We start from the raw sequence: 19,827 nt of genomic DNA on the forward strand, positions 1-19,827 counted from the left end.
TTTGTAGTAATTTTTTCAATTTGGTTAGCCTAACAGCACATCTAATGACATCATTATAACAAACCCGATGAGAAACCCAATTGTGGATACATCCGTATTCTTATTCTGTTGTGATTCAGGGATTACCTCTTCAACAACCACATAAATCATCGCTCCGGCTGCGAAAGACAAGGCATAAGGCAAAATTGGTGTGAAAAACAACACAGCAACTGCCCCCAAAACTCCCGCAATAGGCTCAACCACAGCGGATAACTGTCCGTAAAAAAAACTCTTCCTTCGGCTTAATCCCATAGCACGCAAAGGCATTGAAACTGCAATACCTTCAGGAAAATTTTGCAACCCAATTCCAATTGCTAAAATTACTGCTCCTGCAATGGAAGCCTCAGGAACCCCAGCTGCAACACCACCAAAAAGAACGCCTACTGCCAAACCTTCGGGAATATTGTGCAAGGTTATCGCTAAAATCAGCAAAGTGGTTTTCCTCAATCTTGATTTTACTCCCTCTGTTTGTTTAAAATTTGCGTGAAAGTGAGGTAGCAATTTATCCAAAATAAAAAGAAAAAGAGCTCCTAATAAAAAACCTAAAATAGCTGGTGCCACTTTATAAAACCCTTCTCCCTCAGTCATTTCCATAGAAGGAATTAGCAAACTCCAAACACTTGCCGCTACCATCACTCCTCCTGTAAACCCGAGCATTCCGTCAAGAAAAGTTTTATTCATTTCCTTGAAAAAGAAAACCACAGCAGCTCCCAAAGCCGTTACAAACCACGTAAATAATGTTGCATAAAGTGCTGCAATCACGGGGTCAATAGTCTCTAAATAAGCAATTACCGATTCAATCATACACTAAAATCTAAAATTATTGAGTGCAAAAGTAATAATTTTATTTTAGATTAATCTAAAAATATTTTTATATCAAGTCAATATTATTTAGATTCATTTTACAAATCTTTATTTATTCAAGTAATAATCATACATTGCCTCCTGTGACCTAACTTTAAGATTGTCATTGCTTCGGTAAGCATTGTCTTGTTTCTCTGAAATAATTCTTGCTTTTACATTATCCGACCAACCGATTTCAAACGTATCAATCAACTCTTTTTTGATATCAGGGTCATAAATTGGACAGCCCACTTCTACACGATAGGAAATATTTCTTGTCATAAAATCGGCAGAGGAAATGTAAACCTTTGGATTTCCGTTATTTCCGAAAATGAATAATCGAGGATGCTCCAAAAACTTATCCACAATACTAATAACTTCAATATTTTCACTCATTCCTTCTATTCCCGGAATCAAACAACAAATGCCACGCACTATCATTTGAATTTTAACTCCTGCTCTGCTGGCTTCGTATAGTTTGTCTATCATTTTGTAGCTTGTTAAGCTATTCATTTTCAATTTTATATACGCTTCTTTACCCGCCTTGACATTTTCTATTTCCTTGTCAATGAGTTTCGTCAACATTTTTTTTGTATAATGAGGCGAAACTATCAAATGTTTGTAACGCTGAATTACATAACTCGTTTCCAAAAAGTTAAATACTTTATTTACTTCTTTTAAAATATCCTGATTCGCGGTAAATAAGGTGTAATCTGTATAGATTTTCGCAGTTGATTCATTAAAATTTCCTGTGCTGACAAAACCGTAACGCTTAATTTCCTTACCTTCTTCACGCTCAATAACACATATTTTACTATGTACTTTTAGTCCGCGAACGCCAAAGATGAGTTTCACACCTTCTGCTTTTAAAAGCTCCGCATATTTTATATTTGATTCCTCATCAAAACGTGCCTGAAGCTCAATTTGTACTGTTACTTTTTTTCCGTTTTTTACAGCATTTATCAGAGAATTAACTACTTGTGAATTTTTCGCCAAACGGTAAATTGTAATTTTAACTGCTTTTACTTTTGGGTCTAACGCTGCTTCACGCAAAAACCAAACAATATTTGAAAATGTGTGATAAGGTGTAAATTGTAAATAATCTTTTTCAGCTATTTTTTGAAGAAGACTTCCTCCTGTGGCAAGCCCCTTAACCGGAAGTGGTTGAATAGGTTCATAAGTTAAATCGTGACGCCCCATACTCGGAAAATTCATATAATCACGGCGATTATGGTATCTTCCACCCGGTATAATGCTATCTGTTTCAACAATTTCCATTTTTTCAAACAAAAATTGTAATGTATCTTTTCCTATTTCCTTGTCGTATACCAATCGTACAGGTTCTCCGCTACGTCTGCCTTCCACACTTGACGATATTTTCTCTACAAAACTTTTACTCAAATCATCATCAATATCAAGTTCCGCATCACGAGTAATCTTTATCATATGAGCAGTAAGAGACTCATAATCAAATATATTAAAAATACGATGCATACAAAATCGAATAATGTCATCTATCATTATGATATAGTGCTTATTTCCGATTTGAGGAAGCTCTACGAATCTGTCCAAAGTCGTAGGAAGCTCAATAAGAGCATATTGTATTTTCTCTTTATAAGCTTTTGATGAGAAAAACTTTTTCACTCCTTTTGTTTTTGTTTCCTCTTTAAGCGTCATTTTTATTGCCAAATACGCCACATCATCTTTGAGTTGCGGAAAAGCTTCCAAATCATTTAAAATAATCGTAAATAATGCAGGACGAACTTTTGTTAAAAAATATGTATTTACAAATTGCTCGTGCTCAGGGAGTAACGTTTTTTCGTTTACAATGAAAATATTTTCTTTTTCAAGTTCTTTTGTTACAGAATTAATTATACGAAGGCTTTCTTCCTGTAATTCAATCACTTCCTTTGTTATTTCCTCAAGTAACTCCTTAGCGTGTACACCAAGTTCATCGTGTGCGTGGTCATTCATCGCCACACGCTTCACGGTTGCGTAACGAACCTTAAAAAATTCGTCCAAATTGTTTGAAAAAATACCGGCAAAACGTAATCTTTCCAACAACGGAACATTTTTGTCTGCTGCTTCTTGAAGAACTCGAGCATTGAATCTCAACCAACTAAGCTCCCTATTGATATATTTATTTTTATCTTTTGCCATTTTTAATTTCTTTAGAAAAATCCGTGTAAAGATATAATTTTTTTTTATAAGAACAAAAAACAAAATATAGAATATAATATCGTACAATCCTCTGAAAATGTGATAATAACAATTGATATATTAAACAAATGCAAAACATTGATTTTTTTATTTTTAATTTAAGAAGAAAAATTTTTCTCTAAATAATTTTGATTTTCCCTAAATAAAGCATTTAAAGTTGATTTTTTTGAAAAAATATTTGCTTTTTATCTATATAGATTGTAATATTGCACCAACTTTTCAGTTCCTTCTATTAAAAACATTCTCTAAACATTTCTTAATAAAGGAAAATATCTATCTCAATGACATTCTAAAAACTGAAAAAAAATCATCATTTTTTTATTTTAATAACAAAAAATTACCAATGTTTGACATTACTGATTTAAAATCTATGAAGCTTCCTGAATTACAGGAAATAGCTCAGGAGATGAAGGTTCCTAAATTTCGTAGCTTTAACAAAAGCGATTTAATTTATCAAATACTTGATTTTCAAGCATCAAACCCTCCATTACCTAAAAAACAACAAAACGAAAAGGAAGCTCCTGAAAAAAAGGCAAATCCTACAAAAACTCAAAATAGAAAGAAGCGTACAACCCCTAAAGTAGCTTCTGAAAATAACAAGACCGAACAAGTTGAACAACCTGAAAAAGAAACTATTATTACTGAAGAAAGAAAACAGGAACCTACCAAAAACCAAACTGTAAAAAAGGAAAATACTCCTATCGCAGCCAAAGAAAATAAAAAAACAGAAACCAAAGAAGTTTCCTCACAAGATTCCAACGAAGGAAACAAAGAATCGAAGCAATTCAAAAAACAACAAAACCTCCAGAAAAAAAACAACCAACAAAACACTCAAAATCAGCAAAACACATCAAACAATAAATCTAATTTCAATAAAAACGGAAATGGGAATAACCAAAACCATTCAAATAGCAATCACTCTGAAAACTTTGATAAGGAGAAAAAAAATCGCTATCGTTCCCCGGAGTTTGAATTCGACGGAATTGTAGAGTGTGAAGGAGTTTTGGACATAATGCAAGATGGTTATGGTTTTCTTCGTTCTTCTGATTATAACTATTTAGCCTCACCTGATGATATTTATGTTTCACAATCTCAAATACGCCTTTTCGGGTTGCAAACAGGTGATACTGTGCTAGGTGCGGTTCGTCCTCCAAAAGAAGGAGAAAAATATTTTCCATTACTTAAAGTCCTGAAAATAAATGGTCTTGACCCTCAAATCGTACGTGATCGTGTTTCATTTGAACATTTAACGCCTCTTTTCCCTGATGAAAAATTCAAATTGGCAGAAAAAGGAAGCACCATTTCTACTCGAATTATTGACTTGTTTTCTCCTATAGGAAAAGGGCAACGCGGAATGATTGTTGCTCAACCCAAAACAGGTAAAACAATGTTGCTCAAAGACATAGCAAATGCTATTTCCAAAAATCATCCTGAGGTTTATTTAATGGTTCTGCTTATTGATGAGCGTCCTGAAGAAGTAACTGATATGCAACGAAGTGTGAAAGGCGAAATCATAGCTTCTACTTTTGATAAAGAGGCTTCGGAACACGTACGAATTGCCAATATCGTATTGGAAAAAGCCAAACGACTTGTTGAATGCGGACACGATGTGGTAATTCTTCTGGATTCTATCACACGATTGGCAAGAGCTTACAATACCGTTCAACCTGCTTCAGGTAAGGTACTTACGGGAGGAGTTGATGCCAATGCACTTCACAAGCCCAAACGATTTTTCGGTGCAGCTCGGAATATCGAAAATGGAGGTTCTCTTTCAATTATAGCGACAGCTCTCACAGAAACCGGTTCGAAAATGGACGAAGTTATCTTTGAAGAATTCAAAGGAACAGGAAATATGGAGCTACAATTGGACAGACGCATTGCAAACCGCCGTATTTTCCCTGCCATTGACCTTGTTTCTTCTTCAACACGCCGTGATGATTTATTACTTGATGAAAAAACATTACAACGCACTTGGATTTTGCGTAAATACTTAGCCGATATGAATCCTGTGGAAGCTATGGAATTTATGGAAAACCAAATGAAGCAAACACAAAATAATGAGGAGTTTCTCATTACAATGAATAATTAATTTTTTTCACAATACGAAAAAAGCTATTTCTTCACAGAAATAGCTTTTTTATTTTCAAAATAGATGAAATTTAATTCTCCTCAACCATATCTAATTCCACACGGAGATTATTTATGATAAATTCCTGACGGTCGGGAGTGTTTTTACCCATATAAAACTCTAAAAGTTGGTCTGTATGGATAGCTTTATCCATCATTACAGGGTCTAAACGCATATCTTCACCAATAAAATGCTTAAATTCATCAGGTGAAATTTCCCCTAATCCTTTAAATCGAGTGATTTCAGGTTTTCCTTTTAGTTTTTTGATTGCATTTTGCTTTTCCTCTTCGCTATAACAATAAATTGTTTGTTGCTTATCGCGTACTCGAAAGAGAGGCGTTTGCAAAATATATACGTGTCCTTCTTTTATCAATTCCGGAAAAAATTGCAGAAAGAAAGTAATTAAAAGCAAACGAATGTGCATTCCGTCCACATCGGCATCCGTTGCAATGACGATATTATTGTATCGCAAATCAGAAATGGATTCTTCTATATTTAATGCAGCCTGCAATAAATTGAACTCTTCATTTTCGTAAACAATTTTTTTCGTCATTCCAAAAGTGTTGAGCGGCTTTCCTTTAAGGCTGAATACGGCTTGCGTTTCCACATCACGCGACTTGGTAATAGAACCTGAAGCCGAATCTCCCTCAGTTATAAAAAGAGTCGTTTCCAAATTTCTTTCTTTTTTGGTATCTGTTAAGTGAATGCGACAATCACGAAGTTTTTTGTTATGTAAACTCACTTTTTTTGCCGTTTCCCTTGATGATTTTCTAATTCCTACTAATTCCTTACGTTCGCGCTCCGCTTGTTCTATTTTCTTTTTTATCTCATCAGCTATTGCTAAGTTCTTGTGCAAGAAATCATCTAGATGTTTACCAATAAATTCGTTTATGTACGAACGCAACGAAGGCATACCTTCTCCCATTTCAGTGGAACTCAGTTTAATTTTTGTCTGACTCTCAAACATAGGCTCCATGACTTTAACGGATATTCCACCAATAATCGACTTACGAATATCCGCAGCATCATACGATTTATTAAAAAAATCCCGAATAGTTTTTACATAAGCTTCTCTGAAGGCCTGCAAATGTGTACCACCTTGAGTTGTATTTTGACCGTTTGCAAAAGAGTAATATTCTTCGTTGTATTGTGTTCGACTGTGGGTTATAGCAACTTCAATATCAAGTCCTTTGAAATAAACTATAGGATAAAGAAAATCTTCTTCATTATTATTTTCTTTTAACAAATCTTTTAACCCATTTTCAGAATAATATTTCTCACCGTTATAATGTATTGTAAGTCCGGCATTTAGATAAACATAGTTCTTTAACATCCGTTCGATGTATTCATTCCGGAACTTGTAATTTTTAAAAATACTTTCATCTGGGACAAAAATTACTTGAGTTCCCCTTCGTTTAGAAGATTCTTCAATGGGTGATTCGTCCTTTAAAACACCTCTTTCAAATGTGGCAGACTTTGACTTATTATCTCGTATGGATTCTACCCTAAAGTAAGCCGACAAAGCATTCACTACTTTTGTACCCACACCATTTAATCCCACCGACTTTTTAAATGCTTGAGAATTATACTTTCCGCCAGTATTCATTATTGAAACTGCATCGACCATCTTTCCTAAAGGAATTCCTCGTCCGTAATCTCGTACCTCTACCCTATTTTCAGTAATCTTTACTTCAATGGATTTTCCTGCCCCCATAACAAATTCATCGATGCTGTTATCCAAAATCTCTTTCAAAAGAAAGTAAATACCGTCGTCAGGAGAAGAGCCATCTCCCAATTTTCCGATATACATACCCTGTCGCATCCGGATATGTTCATGCCAGTCCAAAGACTCAATGTCGTCCTCAGTATATTGTTGTATATTTTCCATAGTTTTAACTTTTTGAAATCCGTGCGAAGATACTAATTTTTTAAACAGAAGAAATATCCTCTACTGAAAAATTTATTTATTTTCAACCTGTTTTTTTATATCTAATAAAGTCTTAAAAATCTTTCCGTCAGACACTTGAACTCCTTGACGAATTAAATCAAATATTTCTAATTTACGGTCTTCTGCTAATTTCTTTTTTCCTGTATAAAGCTGAACTTTATCAGAATGTATGTTGTTTTCAAGCCATTGAAATCCGTTTGGAGTTGTTAAATCAACAGTATTGATTGAAATTAAAACAGAAATCATTTGAGCATCATTCTCTCGAAAATAGAAACAATTAATTGATTTACTGTCAATCCTTTCCAAAAACTTAACCTTTTCCAAACTCTTTTCCCAAACCAAATCACTAAAAATATCAATTTCTTCCTCTGCTACGTGTGGTTTTTCTCTTTTTATGGTTTCCCATTCATCGGAAGTAATTTGTTGTGAAGCCAAAAAACGAGCAAAATCGTGATGGAGTTCTTCTAATTGTTCTTTGGTTAAACGTATGTATTTCATCTATTTACAAAAAATCAAAAGTTGAGAGTTAAAATGTTTTCACGCTCTAATTCTCAACTGTTAAACCTATTTTTCTTAAGTAAGAACGAAAGAAGAATTAATCTTCCAAAGATAATTTTTTCAAAACATCAACAGCTTCATCATATTGATTTTCAAAAACATAAACTTCCACCTGCATTGGAATTTCACTTGCAAATCCTGCCAACCTTCCCGATTCCGTGCGGTCTTTTATAATTGGCTCAATTCCAATTTCTTTCAAAGCCAACCGTATGAGATTAGCTTGAATTGAAGAACCTTCGAATATTTTCTTTAATTCCGGCATATTAATTTGTTTTTATTTATTTCAGAAAAGTCCATAAAGCAAGCCATCAACCTTGTTTATTATTTCGCCCAAATCCTCAGGATTATCCACGAAGTTAATGTCATCCACATCAATAATCAATAGCTTTCCTTTATCGTAATTTTTAATCCATTGTTCATAACGTTCATTTAAACGATTAAGATAATCTATTGATATAGAGCTTTCATAGTCCCTGCCTCGCTTATGAATTTGCTTCACCAAGTTTGAAATTGTGCTTCGCAAATAAATGAGTAAATCGGGCGGTTGTACCAACTTTTCCATCAGAAAGAAAAGCGATTTGTAATTTTGGAAGTCTCTCCCGCTCATAAGCCCCATTTCGTGCAAATTAGGTGCAAAAATGTGAGCATCTTCGTAAATTGTTCGGTCTTGTATTATATTGTTTCCTCTTTCACGAAAATCTAAAACTTGACGGAAGCGGCTATTTAAGAAGTAAATCTGCAGATTAAAACTCCAACGTTCCATTTGATGATAAAAGTCATCAAGATACGGATTATCTACAACATCCTCATAATGAGCTTCCCAGTTATAATGCTTTGCTAAAAGAGCTGTTAGTGTCGTTTTTCCTGCTCCGATATTTCCTGCAACGGCTATATGCATCAGTATTAACTATTTTTAATATGTATTTATGATTCGCTACTGTTTTTCAATGTGTTATTATATTCGCATTCTGCTTCGTCACGTAAACATTTTATCATTGACGTATTTTTAATTTCCTTGATTACGAACGAACTTTGAATGTTTGCAATTATTTCCAATTTTGAAATTTTATGTACAACAAATCTTTGGTATTCTTCCATATCGTTTAATACCAATTTGAGCAAAAAGTCATAACCTCCCGCCATATATGAAGCTTCAAGAACCTCATCCAATGTACTTATGTAGTTTTCAAATTCTTCAAAAAGTTCTCCCTGATGACGCAATAATTTCACCTGACAATACGCCACAAGCTTCTTACCCAATTGTTTAGGATTAACCACGGCAACATAATTTTCTATAATTCCGCTGGTTTCTAATTTTTTTATTCGCTCGTGAACAGGTGTTATGGAAAGTCCTACCTTTTCTGCTAACTTTTTGATTGACTGCTTCCCGTCTTTCTGCAACTCATCAAGTAGCATAAAATCTATATGATCTAACATTTGCATAGTTATTGAGTTAATAAGATTACGTCGGTAAAAATATTTTTTTTTTTTGAGAAACACAAAAAAACAGAAATTTTTTTCTGTTTTCTCGTAATTAAATCCTTAAAAATAATCTTATTATACTTTTTTCAGAAAAGTGTAATAAAATCTATCTTAAATGCTTCCCAAATCTGTTTTTAACATCATTTAGTATCTCTTTAATATCTTGTTCATTTTGTTTGGGGCAAATCAGTAATACTTCTTTTTTATCTACAATTATATAGTCATCAAGTCCCTCAATCACTACTGTTTTTCCCTTTTCGGAGCGTACAATATTATTAGTTGCATTTCTGAACAAAACTTGGGCATTTACTACTGCGTTTTGCGTTTCATCTTTCGGAAGTTTTTCGTACAACGAACCCCACGTTCCTAAATCGTTCCAATCAAAACGAGCAGGAAGTACATATATATTAGAAGAAGGCTCTAAAATGGCATAATCAACTGAAATATTGTCAGCTTTGGAATAATTTTCGTTGATAAAACCGGATTCTTGCTCCGTATTATAGAATTCACTTCCTTTGTTAAATAACTCATACATAACAGGTTGATACATTTTAAAAGCTTGCAATACACTGCGTACACTCCAAACAAAAATACCTGCATTCCACAGAAAATTACCTAATTGTAAAAACTCTTTAGCAGTTTGATAATCAGGCTTCTCCCGAAATTGACTTACTTTTTTCACTTCATCGGAAGTATTTTTATCATACTGAATGTAGCCATATCCTGTATTAGGAAATGTAGGAACAATCCCTAAAGTCATCAGAATATCAGCATTTTGTGAAGTTTCAAAACACTTTTTCACATTTTCAGCAAAAGCAGCTTCATTTTCAATCCAATGGTCGCTTGGAGCAACAATCATTAATGCATTGGGATTTCGTTGTTTTATTTTCAACGAAGCATACAATATACAAGGAGCCGTATTTCTCATACAAGGCTCTAAAACAATATTTTGACTATCTATTTCAGGAATTTGTTCCTTGACTAACTCACCATATGTTTCGTTGGTCAAAACCAAAATATTTTCTTTTTGAATGAATTTATTAAGTCGGGAAAAAGTTCTTTGGAGTAATGTTTGTCCCGTTCCTAACATATCGTGAAATTGTTTTGGGTAACTTTCTGTACTGATAGGCCAAAAACGAGAGCCAATTCCTCCCGCCATAATTACCGCATAATGGTTATGATTCATAAATGAAATATGATAAGTTTTTCGCAAAGGTAAAAAATATTTGAGTTAAAATCAATTTCAGACAACGGAAAAACATCAATCGAAACAAATGTTAATAAATAATACTTTAAAAGAATGTGTAATAATATTTTTTTTAGTATGTTTGTGGGCATTTTTAATCGTACTACAATAATTTCAAGTGTAATAATACTTAATTTGAAAATCATTACATTAACTACAGATTTTGGAGAGAGAGATTACTCCGTTGGAGCTGTGAAAGGTGCTATTTATAGTAATTTTTCACAGGCTCACGTTGTTGATATTTCACACTTGATTACTCCTTTTGATGTTTTGCAAACGGCTTACATTCTTAAAAATGCCTATGTGCATTTTCCAAAAGGAACCATTCATATCGTTGGTGTAGATTCGGAGCGAACTCCCGAAAAAAAGCACTTGATTATGTATCTTAACGGACATTATTTCATCGGAGCTGATAACGGTATTTTTCATTTATTATCTGAAAATGAGAAAGATGTAGAAGTTTATGAAATTGGAGAAAATGAGCCTGTTACGCTATTTCCGGCACTTGATTTCTTTCCGAAAATAGTGGCTAAAATAGGTAATGAAATTCCTCTTGATAAAATTGGAAAAAAAACAGATGACTACTTGAAAATAAGTTATTTAAAACCCGAAATTTCAAGAGATAAATCTTTCATTTACGGAAATATTATTTATATAGACCATTACGGAAATGCAGTGAGTAATATCAGTCGTTCACTATTTGATGAAATTGGACAAAATCGTAATTTTGAAGTGATTTTTAAAATGTATTCATTTCACAAAATACACAATTTATACACCGATATAATCGATTTTAAAATTCCAAAAGAAAACAGAGCCCCCGAAGGAAGAAAATTACTTTTATTCAACAGCACTGATTTACTGCAAATTAGCATATATAAAAGCGATTTGAGTTCTTTGGGAGGAGCTTCCACCCTTTTGGGAATGGAATGCTTTGACAATGTTACCGTACATTTTTTTGAGTAAAAACGAACATATTTAATCATAAAAACATAAGAATATGACATTAATTAAATCTATTTCAGGAATTCGGGGTACAATCGGAGGAAAACCCGAAGACAATTTAACTCCAATTGATGCCGTAAAATTTGCCGCCGCTTACGGAACTTGGCTAAAAACAACCTTAAGAAAAGAAAATATTCGTGTGGTTGTAGGACGCGATGCTCGAATTTCAGGCGAAATGATTCAAAATTTAGTTGCTTACACGCTTGTAGGCTTGGGTATTGAAGTAATTGATACAGGTTTAAGCACCACGCCTACTGTGGAAGTTGCCGTACCAATGGAAAAAGCTGACGGAGGTATCATACTGACTGCCAGCCATAATCCAAAACAATGGAACGCCTTAAAACTTCTCAACAACAAAGGAGAATTCCTAAGCGGAAAAGATGGCGAAGAAATCCTGAAAATTGCCGAAAAAAATGATTTCAGTTTTTCTTTGGTTGATGATTTAGGAAAAATCACTAAAAATGACACCTATATAGATAAACACATTGAAGCTGTTCTTGATTTGAAAGTTTTAGACGTAGAAGCTATAAAGAAGAAAAAATTCAAAGTGGTTGTTGATGCCGTAAATTCAACAGGAGGAATTGCAATTCCTAAACTTTTGAAAAAATTAGGGGTAGAAGTTGTGGAACTTTATTGCGAACCAACAGGTCATTTCCCTCATAATCCGGAACCTTTAAAAGAGCATTTGGGAGATATTTCTGCCAAAGTTGTTGCTGAAAAAGCTGATTTTGGAATTGTAGTTGACCCAGATGTGGACAGATTGGCACTCATTTGTGAAGATGGAGAAATGTTCGGAGAAGAATACACACTTGTAGCTTGTGCTGATTATATTTTAGGAAAAACTCCGGGAAATACAGCCTCTAATCTTTCTTCTTCAAGAGCTTTACGTGATATTACCGAAAAACACGGCGGAAAATACTTCGCTTCGGCTGTGGGGGAAGTAAATGTCGTTGAAATGATGAAAAAACACAATGTTGTCATTGGTGGAGAAGGCAATGGCGGAGTAATTTATCCTGAATTGCACTACGGACGTGATGCTTTGGTAGGTGTTGCCGTATTTTTATCTCTTTTAGCTACGAAAAATTGTTCCGTAAAGCAGCTTCGTGAAAGCTATCCCGCTTATTTTATGAGCAAAAACAAAATTGAACTTACACCAGATGTAAACGTAGATAACATTTTGAAAAAAATGGCAGAAAAATATGCCAATGAAAATGTGAATACTGTTGACGGAGTGAAAATTGATTTTGCTGAAAGCTGGGCTCACTTAAGGAAATCAAATACTGAACCTATCATCCGCATTTATACAGAAGCTAAAAGTCAAAAAGACGCTGATAATTTGGCTTTAAAAATTATTGACGATATTAAAAAATTATAAATCAACAAACTAACACTTTTATAATACATTTCGAAACTTCATCAGAGTTTAATTTTGGTGAAGTTTCTTTCATATAAATTTATTTCAACAAGAAAAATATTCTTTTAAAAACAAAACTAAATTTTAACATTTTATTTGTATTCATATCTCTTATAAAGTTTACTTTTGCATTATTATTAACAATTTAATTATATAAAAAGATGAAAAAAATTATTTTATTATTCGGATTGTTTGTGTCTTTCACAGCAACTATTTATGCTCAAGGTTCGTTGGAAGTTGGTAACTATCAGCTAAATGGTGGTTTTGGCTTTTCTGGCTGGGGTATCCCTGTTTATGTAGGTGTTGACTATGGTATCGCAGAAGATTTTACCGTAGGTGGTGAAATTTCTTATCGTTCTGATTCTCATAAAAATGTAAGTTACTCAGGGTTGGGAATTATGGCAAACGGAAATTATCATTTTAACAGAGTACTCAGAATTCCTTCTGAATTTGATGTTTATGCTGGTGCAACAGTTGGGTATTTTCATTGGTCACACAACAATAATCATCCTTATTTGGAGTCGTACCATTCTTCTGGTTTAGGTTGGGGATTGCAAGTAGGCGGACGGTATTTTTTCAATGATAATTTCGGGGTAAATCTGGAATTGGGAGGAGGAAATGTTGTTAGCGGAAAGCTCGGAATTACATACATTTTTTAATAATCAGATAAGGTTAAGTAGGAAATGTACATTGAAAATGCATATCGTGGTAAAAGCCCAAAATGGCTATATATAATCTGTCCGCTGTTATTTTTTGGGGTCACTATATTGAGTTTTTTGGCTTTTTTGGTGATTGATTCCGGCGAATTGATAAAAGCATCTATTAAACAGAAAGGAGAATTACGTTTTTTTGCAGAAAATTTAATTTCTTTTGCCTTTTTTTGTGTCATTCTGCTACTTTGGGTTCGTTATGTACACCAACAACCATTATTGCACTTTCACACTTCACGAAATAAGATAGATTGGAAGCGTTTTTTCTTTTCTTTTTTTCTGTGGGGAGGTATTGTAATTGTGATGATTTTTGCTAATTACTTAATATATCCACAAGATTTTGAGTGGAATTTTCAGCTCGAACCATTTCTAATACTGTGTGCATTATCCTTTGTACTTATACCTTTTCAAGCAGGATTTGAAGAATATTTTTTTCGAGGATATTTAATGCAAGGAATAGGAATTTTTGTTAAAAATCGTTGGTTTCCACTATTTTTCAGTTCCGTAACTTTTGGATTGGTTCACGCCGCCAATCCTGAGGTAGGAAAATTAGGCTATTGGTTATTAGCGTATTATATTGGAACGGGATTTTTCCTCGGAATAATCACTCTGATGGATGAAGGTTTGGAATTGGCTTTGGGTTTTCATATAGCGAATAACATTTTCTCTGCCATTTTACTGACAAGCAGTTGGTCTGTTTTTCAAACACCTTCATTATTAAAGGACATTTCCGAACCCTCACTTACAGCAACCGTATTATTTCCATTATTGATTTATTTTCCACTAATGTTATTCATTTTTACAAAAAAATATGGTTGGACAAATTGGAAGGAAAAGCTTTTTGGACGAGTATTATCTGAAAAAGAATTTCTTGAAAATCAATAACAAAAGAGAGCTAAATGCTCTCTTTTTATTTTTATAAACGGTGCTTAATTAAAACATTCAATTCTTACAGATATATCAAAAAAAAATTGTAACTTTGTCCTTTGATTACATTAAATAGTTATGGCGAATACTACCCAAGAAAATTTAGAAATCGTGAAAAAAGTTTTCACCAAATATTTGGAAGAAAACGGACACCGAAAAACTCCTGAGCGTTACGCAATTGTTAAGGAAATTTACGAAAGTGGAGAACATTTTGATATAGAAACTCTTTATATCAAAATGAAAAATAAAAAATATCGTGTAAGTCGTGCCACACTTTACAACACTATTGAACTTTTATTGGAATGTGGTTTGGTTCGTAAACATCAATTCGGGCAAAATCAATCACATTATGAAAAAGCGTATTTTGATCGCCAACACGACCACGTAATCCTTACTGATACGGGCGAAATTATGGAGTTTTGCGACCCTCGAATTCAAGCTATTAAACAAACCATAGAAGAAATATTTGACATAAAAATAAACAATCACTCATTGTATTTCTATGGCGTAAAAAATAAAAAAGAGGAAGAAAAATAGTGTCACCACTTTGATTTTCCTAAAATTTTGATTTGGAAATTAAAACTTAAAATCTTTAAATCTTTCATTAAAAGAAATAACTTTATAAATCTGACGATAAACGATTTATAAATAAAATTGTAAAATAATTTTTCAACATAAAACAAACAAAAAAATGGCAGTAGATTTACTTCTTGGGCTTCAATGGGGCGATGAAGGAAAGGGAAAAATCGTAGATGTACTTACGCAAAAATATGACATCATCGCACGTTTTCAAGGAGGTCCCAATGCTGGACACACTCTCGAATTCAACGGAATTAAACACGTTTTACATACCATCCCCTCAGGAATTTTCCATGAAAATGCAATAAATATTGTTGGAAATGGCGTGGTTATCGACCCTGTTATTTTCAAAAAAGAAATTGACGCTTTAGGAAAATTCAACCTCAATCTGAAAGACAGATTATTAATATCCAGAAAGGCACATCTTATCTTGCCTACTCATCGATTGCTTGATGCTGCTTCCGAAGCTTCAAAAGGAAAGGCAAAAATTGGTTCCACATTAAAAGGGATAGGCCCTACATATATGGATAAAACTGGCAGAAATGGGCTTCGTGTGGGCGATATCGAATTAGCTGATTTTGAGACAAGATACCGCAATTTAACAGATAAACATCAAGAAATGATTTCGCACTACAATGTGGAAATTCAGTATAATCTGTCAGAATTAGAAGCAGAATTTTTTGAAGCTATCGAATCTTTGAAAAAACTTCAATTTATTGACAGTGAAGAATATATGCATCAAGCTATTAAAAGCGGAAAAAAAATATTAGCAGAAGGAGCTCAAGGTTCATTATTAGATATTGATTTTGGAACATATCCTTTTGTTACTTCTTCAAATACAACTGCAGCAGGAGCTTGTACCGGCTTAGGGGTTGCTCCAACAAAAATTGGTGAAGTTTTAGGTATTTTCAAAGCTTATACTACACGTGTGGGCAGCGGACCTTTTCCTACTGAACTCTTCGATGAAGATGGCGAAACAATGGGACGCATCGGACGCGAATTTGGTGCCACTACAGGACGCAAACGCCGTTGCGGATGGCTGGATTTGGTTGCATTAAAGTATGCTGTGCAAGTAAATGGAGTTACGCAACTTATGATGATGAAAGCCGATGTTTTAAGTGGGTTTGAAACATTGAAAGTGTGTACTTCCTATAAATACAACGGCAAAGAAATCAATCATTTACCATATAATATCGAAGAGCAAAACGTAACTCCTATTTACACCGAAATGAAAGGATGGGCAAAAGACTTAACGCAAATCACTGATACAAAAGAACTTCCAAAAGAATTAAATGATTATATTTCATTTTTAGAAAAAGAATTGGAAGTGCCCATTACGCTTGTTTCAGTAGGTCCTGACCGAACACAAACCATTGTTAGATAATTATCTATTTTTGAAAATTGAAAATATGTCTGTTGCAAAAAAAGAATATAAACGCGTAACAACAAAGTCGTTAATTGATATGAAATCTCAAGGAGAGAAAATTTCAATGCTTACGGCTTATGATTATACATTTAGCAGAATCATTGACGGAGCAGGAATTGATGTAATTCTTGTGGGTGACTCAGCGAGTAACGTGATGGCAGGACACGAAACCACTTTGCCAATTACCTTAGACCAAATGATTTACCACGCCTCTTCGGTAGTTCGGGGGGCAGGACGCTCATTAGTGGTTGTCGATTTACCTTTCGGTTCGTATCAATCTAATCCCAAAGAAGCCCTTCGTTCAGCTATTCGAATTATGAAAGAAAGTGGCGGACACGCTGTAAAACTTGAGGGAGGAAAAGAAATTAAGGAAAGTATCAAACGCATCTTGAATGCCGGTATTCCTGTGATGGGACATTTAGGATTAACGCCACAGTCAATCTATAAATTTGGTTCATACACCGTTAGAGCTAAAGAAGAAGCGGAAGCTCAAAAACTAAAAGAAGATGCCATTATGCTCGAAAAAATGGGCTGCTTTGCTATCGTATTGGAAAAAGTTCCTGCCAAATTGGCAGAAGAGGTAGCGAAGAGCATAAATATTCCTGTTATCGGGATTGGAGCAGGAAATGGAGTTGATGGTCAAGTACTTGTACTTCACGATGTTTTGGGAATGACTAATGAATTTCACCCGAGATTTCTACGCAGATATGCCAACTTATATGACGAAATAACTTCGGCTGTTTCTCGTTATGTGGAAGATGTGAAGAATCTTGAATTTCCAAATAAAGAGGAATCGTACTAGAATTTTTCAGAAGTTTCAGATTCAGACTTTTACTCTGAATCTGAAATTTTTGAATATTGCATTCGTGTAATGTTTCAGCATCAAGGAAAAAACAGAACGGCAAAAAATAACTTACAAATTGCCGTGGTACTTTCGTTTGTAGCGGGGATTGTTAATGTTGTTGGTTTTTTATTTTTAGGGAAATTAACCACTAATGTAACGGGACATTTTGCTCTTTTTATTTACGATGTCTCTATTATGGAGTTTTGGAAAGGAACAATTTACTTTTTGTATATTTTTTCTTTTCTATTAGGCTCATTTACATCTGGTTGGTTAATTGAAACGGCAAATCATTACAAAAAACATAACATTTTTGTTATTCCTACTTTGGTGGAGTGTTTTTTGTTGTTTACTGCAATAGCACTTAATCATTTTTTTGTTAATTTCCCAACCGATGTTACTGCCTGCATATTGCTTTTTGCTATGGGAGTGCAAAATTCATTTGTAACAAAAATTTCTAACTCCATAGTCAGAACTACACACCTTACAGGTTTATTTACAGATTTAGGAATCGAACTTTCTCAATGTATTTACCTGAAAAAAAACAACTTAAATAATCAGTTAGATAAAATAAAATCAAATATCAAGCTACGTCTGTTCATCATTATTTTCTTCTTTTTAGGAGGATTAAGCGGTGGTTTTTTCTTTATAAAAATGGAAATGAGTCTGAAAGCTTTGATTATTCCCATCATTGTTTTACTTTTAGGACTTTTTTATGACGATTTTCGTTTTGTCTATCTTACGAAAAAAAGAAAATATGAAAATAATATCAAACGCAGAAAATCTGCAAATACTTTACGAGGACAATCATCTGATAATCATAAACAAAAGAGCTGGAGACATCGTTCAAGGTGACAAAACAGGCGATTCTCCCTTGAGTGAAATTGTCAAAGAATATTTAAAAAATAAATACAACAAACCCGGTGAAGCTTTTCTCGGTGTGGTACATCGTTTGGATCGTCCTACCACAGGAATTGTAGTTTTTGCTAAAACTTCAAAAGCGTTATCCAGATTAAATACCTCATTTGCAGAAAAAAACAATGTTGAAAAAAACTATTGGGCAATTACAGAAAAATGCCCCTCTCCTACCGAAGGTTCTCTAACACATTGGCTTACAAGGAATACAGAAAAAAACAAATCCACAGCCCATAAAAAAGAAGTGAAAAACAGCAAAAAAGCGGTACTAAATTACAGATTACTGAAAAAATTAAATAATTACTATCTGCTGGAAATTCAGCTAATTACAGGAAGGCATCATCAAATTAGGTCGCAACTTTCTGCCATAGAATGTATTATAAAAGGAGATTTAAAATATGGTGCAAAACGCTCAAACCCAGACGGAAGTATCCACCTTCACGCACGAAAATTAAGTTTTATTCATCCTGTAAAAAAAGATAAAATTGAAATCACGGCTCCCGTTCCTGATGAAAAGTTATGGATGGATTGCTTGTAATGATGCAATTTAATGTTTTTATTAAGTTTTACAAACACTTTTTTATTCAATCAAAATTGAAACTTACTGGTTTTTCTGTTAAAAAATAACATCACTTAATTATTTAAAGTCCCCCTTATCACTTTCGCTAATTTTGTAATCAACGTTTAATTCTTATCATAATCCTTTCTGTATATTCCAAATCCAATTAAGTAATATCAAGAAAATGAGAGGAATATAAACGTATGTTCTTTTCAAATATTCTTCCGTTTTTATGTACATTTGATAAAGTAAAGTTTTACGAAATAGCAAATCATATAAAAGCACAATCGGAACTATCAATAAAAATAAAGAAGCCAATATACCTAACGGATTAAAATAAAGAGATTTAACAAAATTCCCTTCAAAAAAAGAAACCACGGAACGAGTTGTTCCACAGGAAGGACAAGGAATATCTGTTAAATGTTTGGACATACAAACCGTCAATCCTATATCATTTTTTTGAGTGAAGAAACTGATAATCAACCACACCCAACCTATGATACAGAATATCGTAAAAAGCACATATGTATTTTTTGCTGTCAATTATAAAATGCTGATTGCAGAATCTCTGAATTTTTATCACGTGTAGCATCCATAATCAAGAACCAATCGACGATTGTCCAAATCCCTAACCCTCCGCAAGTTAGCAATTTAGCCAATCCGAGTCCCACATCGCCAATGTAAATCCTGTCAATCCCACTAAATGCAAGAATAGGTGTTAAAATAGAAATTAACAAAGCCGTTGTAGGGTCTTTAAACTGAAGTGTTTGCAAATAAATCCACCGAGAATCATCCATCTCAAGCAGTCGCTGGCGAATTTGAGGAATTATTTCTGGTTTAAAGAACTTGGCATTTGTAATCATAAACATATCTACTTTCTGAGCATCCATAATAATATTCTTTAAGAAATAATGTGCAATATTACCATTTTTTTCCGAATTTTCATAATTTAGAAACACAAATAATCGTATATTTTCAGCAGTAAAA

20 protein-coding genes are annotated in these 19,827 nt (G+C 33.7%); 10 read left to right on the forward strand and 10 right to left on the reverse strand.

All coding sequences use genetic code 11. From position 1 onward, the window contains the following. Positions 1-24: 24 nt before the first annotated feature. Both GN105_RS11180 and ppk1 read right to left on the reverse strand, forming a co-directional pair. Positions 25-843 carry a ZIP family metal transporter gene (locus GN105_RS11180; protein WP_155285483.1) on the reverse strand — a complete coding sequence of 273 codons (819 nt, stop codon included), beginning with the start codon at positions 841-843 and terminating at the stop codon, positions 25-27. Positions 844-951: 108 nt separating this feature from the next. Further along, positions 952-3,042, reverse strand: a complete 2,091-nt coding sequence (gene ppk1, locus GN105_RS11185; RefSeq protein WP_155285484.1) for a polyphosphate kinase 1 — start codon at positions 3,040-3,042, stop codon at positions 952-954. Between the two features lie 403 nt (positions 3,043-3,445). Between ppk1 and rho the strand changes: the two genes are divergently transcribed. Then, positions 3,446-5,191 (forward strand): transcription termination factor Rho, encoded by a 1,746-nt coding sequence (rho, locus tag GN105_RS11190; protein WP_155285485.1) that lies wholly within the window; start codon positions 3,446-3,448, stop codon positions 5,189-5,191. 70 nt (positions 5,192-5,261) lie between these two features. On the opposite strand, the gene GN105_RS11195 is transcribed toward rho, so the two are convergent. From GN105_RS11195 to GN105_RS11220, 6 genes are all read right to left on the reverse strand, one after another. Further along, a complete protein-coding gene (locus GN105_RS11195; protein WP_155285486.1) occupies positions 5,262-7,118 on the reverse strand; it encodes a DNA topoisomerase IV subunit B in 1,857 nt (618 codons plus the stop codon). A 72-nt stretch (positions 7,119-7,190) separates the two neighbouring features. Next, positions 7,191-7,676, reverse strand: coding sequence for a DUF6495 family protein (locus GN105_RS11200; protein ID WP_155285487.1), 486 nt, complete (start codon positions 7,674-7,676; stop codon positions 7,191-7,193). A 97-nt stretch (positions 7,677-7,773) separates the two neighbouring features. Further along, positions 7,774-7,998, reverse strand: a complete 225-nt coding sequence (locus GN105_RS11205) for a putative signal transducing protein (protein ID WP_155285488.1) — start codon at positions 7,996-7,998, stop codon at positions 7,774-7,776. Between the two features lie 21 nt (positions 7,999-8,019). Next, a complete protein-coding gene (locus GN105_RS11210; protein ID WP_155285489.1) occupies positions 8,020-8,634 on the reverse strand; it encodes a deoxynucleoside kinase in 615 nt (204 codons plus the stop codon). Positions 8,635-8,660: 26 nt separating this feature from the next. Beyond that, positions 8,661-9,179 carry an Lrp/AsnC family transcriptional regulator gene (locus GN105_RS11215; RefSeq protein ID WP_155285490.1) on the reverse strand — a complete coding sequence of 173 codons (519 nt, stop codon included), beginning with the start codon at positions 9,177-9,179 and terminating at the stop codon, positions 8,661-8,663. Between the two features lie 145 nt (positions 9,180-9,324). Next, positions 9,325-10,404 carry a mannose-1-phosphate guanylyltransferase gene (locus GN105_RS11220; RefSeq protein WP_155285491.1) on the reverse strand — a complete coding sequence of 360 codons (1,080 nt, stop codon included), beginning with the start codon at positions 10,402-10,404 and terminating at the stop codon, positions 9,325-9,327. Between the two features lie 195 nt (positions 10,405-10,599). Between GN105_RS11220 and GN105_RS11225 the strand changes: the two genes are divergently transcribed. From GN105_RS11225 to GN105_RS11265, 9 genes are all read left to right on the forward strand, one after another. Then, on the forward strand, positions 10,600-11,430 hold the full coding sequence (locus GN105_RS11225; RefSeq protein ID WP_155285492.1) for an SAM hydrolase/SAM-dependent halogenase family protein: 831 nt from the start codon (positions 10,600-10,602) through the stop codon (positions 11,428-11,430). 34 nt (positions 11,431-11,464) lie between these two features. Next, entirely contained in the window at positions 11,465-12,844 is a 1,380-nt protein-coding gene (gene glmM, locus GN105_RS11230) for a phosphoglucosamine mutase (RefSeq protein ID WP_155285493.1), read from the forward strand. A gap of 200 nt (positions 12,845-13,044) precedes the next feature. Then, positions 13,045-13,542, forward strand: coding sequence for an outer membrane beta-barrel protein (locus tag GN105_RS11235; RefSeq protein WP_155285494.1), 498 nt, complete (start codon positions 13,045-13,047; stop codon positions 13,540-13,542). A 24-nt stretch (positions 13,543-13,566) separates the two neighbouring features. Then, positions 13,567-14,478, forward strand: a complete 912-nt coding sequence (locus GN105_RS11240; RefSeq protein WP_155285495.1) for a CPBP family intramembrane glutamic endopeptidase — start codon at positions 13,567-13,569, stop codon at positions 14,476-14,478. Between the two features lie 120 nt (positions 14,479-14,598). Then, positions 14,599-15,057 (forward strand): Fur family transcriptional regulator, encoded by a 459-nt coding sequence (locus GN105_RS11245; protein WP_155285496.1) that lies wholly within the window; start codon positions 14,599-14,601, stop codon positions 15,055-15,057. Between the two features lie 154 nt (positions 15,058-15,211). After that, complete coding sequence (locus GN105_RS11250) at positions 15,212-16,483, forward strand: adenylosuccinate synthase (protein WP_155285497.1); 1,272 nt, start codon at positions 15,212-15,214, stop codon at positions 16,481-16,483. 25 nt (positions 16,484-16,508) lie between these two features. Further along, positions 16,509-17,327 carry a 3-methyl-2-oxobutanoate hydroxymethyltransferase gene (gene panB / locus GN105_RS11255; RefSeq protein WP_155285498.1) on the forward strand — a complete coding sequence of 273 codons (819 nt, stop codon included), beginning with the start codon at positions 16,509-16,511 and terminating at the stop codon, positions 17,325-17,327. 69 nt (positions 17,328-17,396) lie between these two features. Beyond that, positions 17,397-18,221 carry a YoaK family protein gene (locus GN105_RS11260; RefSeq protein WP_155285499.1) on the forward strand — a complete coding sequence of 275 codons (825 nt, stop codon included), beginning with the start codon at positions 17,397-17,399 and terminating at the stop codon, positions 18,219-18,221. After that, a complete protein-coding gene (locus GN105_RS11265; RefSeq protein ID WP_155285500.1) occupies positions 18,124-18,819 on the forward strand; it encodes an RluA family pseudouridine synthase in 696 nt (231 codons plus the stop codon). Before GN105_RS11260 ends, GN105_RS11265 begins: the two co-directional genes overlap by 98 nt. Positions 18,820-18,975: 156 nt before the next feature. On the opposite strand, the gene GN105_RS11270 is transcribed toward GN105_RS11265, so the two are convergent. Together GN105_RS11270 and GN105_RS11275 are read right to left on the reverse strand one after the other, a co-directional pair. Then, a complete protein-coding gene (locus tag GN105_RS11270; protein WP_227977367.1) occupies positions 18,976-19,362 on the reverse strand; it encodes a DUF2752 domain-containing protein in 387 nt (128 codons plus the stop codon). A 17-nt stretch (positions 19,363-19,379) separates the two neighbouring features. Next, positions 19,380-19,730, reverse strand: coding sequence for a TM2 domain-containing protein (locus tag GN105_RS11275; RefSeq protein ID WP_155285501.1), 351 nt, complete (start codon positions 19,728-19,730; stop codon positions 19,380-19,382). Positions 19,731-19,827: the final 97 nt, after the last annotated feature.

The organism is Capnocytophaga felis, from assembly GCF_009684755.1.
GTDB classification, from domain to species: domain Bacteria; phylum Bacteroidota; class Bacteroidia; order Flavobacteriales; family Flavobacteriaceae; genus Capnocytophaga; species Capnocytophaga felis.